This is a genomic window from Streptomyces sp. 8L (genome assembly GCF_020176795.1).
In the GTDB taxonomy this organism is placed as follows: domain Bacteria; phylum Actinomycetota; class Actinomycetes; order Streptomycetales; family Streptomycetaceae; genus Streptomyces.
On sequence record NZ_JAIUKE010000730.1, the window covers coordinates 1 to 3,533 of the forward strand.

The following is a 3,533-nucleotide window of genomic DNA, read 5'->3' on the forward strand; positions in this document are numbered from 1 at the left end:
GTTCTGAGCTTCCGGGGGGTCCGGAGGTTCGGTTCGGAGCCGGCGGGGCGTACGGGCACGGAGGTGCCGGGACCGCGCGCCCGTCTCGGGGGCAGAGGTCAGGGGGAGGCTTGACGGGGTTCCTTTTTCTGCGCGTGCGCGCGCACCGGCTGCTGCTCGCGGCCGCGCTCCTCGCGATGGTCCTGACCACGGCCGTACTCGCGACGCTGGCCGCGTTCGCCGGCTCCATCGGCGACGCCGGGCTTCGGCACGACCTGGGCGCCGACCACACGGCCGCGGCCGGTCTCGTCATCACCGCGGGGGCACCGCGGGCGAAGCCGTCCGCGCTGGACGCCGCCGCGCACCGGGCCGCGTCGCGCGTGTTCGACGGCCTGCCGGTGCGGACGCGGACCCTTCGGTCGTCGGGGCCCTACGGGCTGCCGCGCTCCCTCCAGCCGCCCGCCGCCCGCAAGGGCGACCCGTACCTCACCCAGTTCGCGGCCCTCGACCGCTCCCGGGTCCGGCTGACGCGGGGCTCCTGGCCCGCCGCCGGGCCGTGGGCGGGGCACGGCGGAGTGATCGAGGTGGCCGTACCCCAGGCCGCGGCCAGCCAGTTGGGGCTCGTGCCGGGCCCGGCCGTCCACACCCTCACCGACCGGCTGAACGGCGGCTCCGTCACGGTCCGCGTCACCGGCGTCTACCGTCCCCTCGACCCCGGCGACCCGTACTGGCAGCTCGACGAGCTCGGCGGCCGGGGCGTGCGCACCGACGGGTTCACGACGTACGGCCCGCTCGTGGCCGACCCCGCGGTGCTGGAGAGCGGACGGGTGTCCCGCGGCGACGTGTCCTGGCTGTCGACCGCCGACTTCACGCACTTCACGGCGGGCCGCCTCGACGCGCTCCGCGACTCGGCGACGCAGGCCAAGGACTTCCTGGCCGAGGAGCCCGTCTTCCAGGGCGACGTCACCTCCAGGACCTCCCTGCCCGACCTGCTCTCGTCGGCGCGGCGCGCGCTGCTCGTGGCCCGCTCGACGCTGCTGATCGTCTCGCTCCAGCTGGTGCTGCTCGCCGGGTACGCGCTGCTGCTCGTGGCCCGGCTGCTCACCTCGGAACGGGCCGAGGAGACCCGGCTGCTGCTCGCGCGCGGCGGGTCGCGCGGCCGGATCGTCGCTCTGTCCGCGCTGGAGGCGCTGCTCCTCGCGGTACCCGCCGCCGTCGCCGCGCCGCTCCTCGCGGGCCCGCTCACCCGGCTCCTCGGCGGCCAGGGCCTGCTCGCCCGGGTCGGCCTGCGCCTGGACGCGCACCCGACCGGGTCCGTCTGGCTGGTGGGCGCTCTCGCCGCGCTCGCGTGCGCGCTCGCCGTGGCGCTGCCGGTCCTCACGGCGCGCGGCTACGGGCGGCCCGCGCGGGCGAGAGCCCTGCCGGGCCCGGTGCGCGCGGGCGCCGACCTCGCCCTGCTGCTGGTCGCGGGCGTGGCGTACTGGCAGCTGGACCGGCAGACGTCCGGCAGCGGCGCGCTGACCGGCGGAGGCACGGACGGCGACCTGGGCATCGACCCGCTGCTGGTGGTGGCGCCCGCGCTGGCCCTGCTGGCCGGCACGGTGCTGACGCTCCGGCTGCTGCCGCCCGTCGCGGGGCTCGCCGAACGGCGCGCCGCCGGGGGCCGGGGCCTCGCCGCCGCCCTCGCGGGCTGGCAGTTCAGCCGCAGGCCGCTGCGCGGCGCCGGGCCGGTCCTGCTGCTGGTGCTGGCCGTGGCGATGGGCGTCCTCGCGATCGGGCAGGGCGCGTCGTGGGACGCCTCCCAGAGCGACCAGGCGTCCTTCCAGTCGGGCGCGCCGCTGCGTGTCCTCGGCAGCCGCACCCCGGTGTTCGGCCAGGGCGGGGCCTACGGGGCCCTGCCCGGCGTGCGGAACCTCGCGCCGGCCGCGCGCGGCCTGATGACCCTGTCCGACAACCGGCAGGCGACCGTGCTGGCCCTCGACACGGCCGACGCGGCGCCCGGCCTCGGCATGCGCGGGGACCTCGCGGGCGGCGACCCGGCCGCCCGCGTGGCCGCGCTGCGCCCCGCGCGGGTCCCGGCGAGCGGGGTGCTCGTGCCGGACGGCACCGCCCGGCTCGACCTGGCGCTGCGGCTGACGGTGGACGGCGCCCCGCACGGCGGGGGGACACCGGTCACCGTGATCCTCGAGGACCGCTACGGGGTGCCCTACCCCCTCCAGTTGGCCGCGGTACCCGCGGACGGCGCGACGCACACGCTCGGCGCCGACCTCGCGGACGCGGCGGGCGCGCCGGACGGGAAGCCCGCGGGCCCGCTGCGGATCACCGGCTTCGAACTCGACAGCCCCAGCGGGACTTCGCCGGTCCGCCACTACACCTTCACCGTCGCGTCGATCACCGCGCACACGGCGAACGGCGCGCACACGACCACCCGGCCGCTGTCCGCCGCCGACGTGCACTGGCGCGCCACCGCCGTCGTGTCGGGCCAGACCGACGACGCCTATCAGAGCGCCGTGCCCCCGAAGGTGACGCACGCGGCGAGCGGCGAACGGACGCCGCTGACCCTGGCGTTCGACTCCAGCCGACAGCGGCCGGTGGGCATCTCCACGGTGCTCGACACCGTCCGGATCACCGCCCCCGCTCCCGCTCCGGCCGTACCCGCCGCCCTGATGACGGACGCGTTCGCCTCGGCCACCGGCACGAAGGTGGGCTCCGTGATCCAGGTCCCGGTGGGCGACGGCACGGTGCGGGCGCGCGTCGCCGGTACCGTGCGGCAGATCCCCACGACGGGCCCGAGCGCCACCGCCGGTGGCCAGGAGACGTCCGCCGCCACCGACGGGGGCGCGCTGCTGCTCGATCTGCGCGCCGTGAACCGGGTGGTGGCGGCGCGCGGCGGCCGGCCGCTCACCCCCACGGAGTGGTGGTTCTACCCGGCGCCCGGCAGGGCGGGACACCTGGCGGCGGCGCTGCACACGCGCACCGACATCGACCCGGACCAGATCGTCGACCGCGCGGACCTCTCCGAGAGCCTGCACCGCGATCCGCTCGGCGCGGGCCCCCAGTCCGCGCTGCTCGCCGCGGCGGTGGCCGCCGCGGCGCTCGCGGCGGTCGGCTTCGCGGTCGGCACGGTCGGCAACCTGCGGGAGCGCGCGGGGGAGTTCGCCGTCCTGCGGGCGCTCGGCACACCCCGCCGCCAACTGGCCCGGGTCCTCGCGGTGGAACACGCGCTGCTGCTGGGCATCGCGCTGGCCGTGGGCCTGGTGCTCGGCGGGCTGCTGACCCGTGCGGTGGTCCCGCTGGTCGTCCTGACCAACCGGGCCACCCAGCCGGTCCCCGCCGTGCACGTCCTGCTGCCGGCCGGCCAGGTCGCCCTGCTGCTCGGGGGCGTGGCGGTGGTGCCCGTCCTGATCGTGACGGCGCTGGCGCTGCGGCGCGGCGGCCCCGCGGCGTCGCTGCGGGTCCAGGGAGGCGAGTGAGATGGCACGCGACGCGGCGAAGCCCCCGGGGCGGGGGGCCCGGGGGGGGGGGGGCGGGGGGGGCGCGCGCCCCCCCCCGGG

At 78.3% G+C, this 3,533-nt stretch carries 1 protein-coding gene; it reads left to right on the forward strand.

Features of this window, described 5'->3' with window-relative positions; translation table 11 throughout:
- Window positions 1–110: 110 nt before the first annotated feature.
- Entirely contained in the window at window positions 111–3,452 is a 3,342-nt protein-coding gene (locus LCE31_RS37920; RefSeq protein ID WP_225022692.1) for an ABC transporter permease, read from the forward strand.
- The last annotated feature ends 81 nt before the right edge of the window (window positions 3,453–3,533 follow it).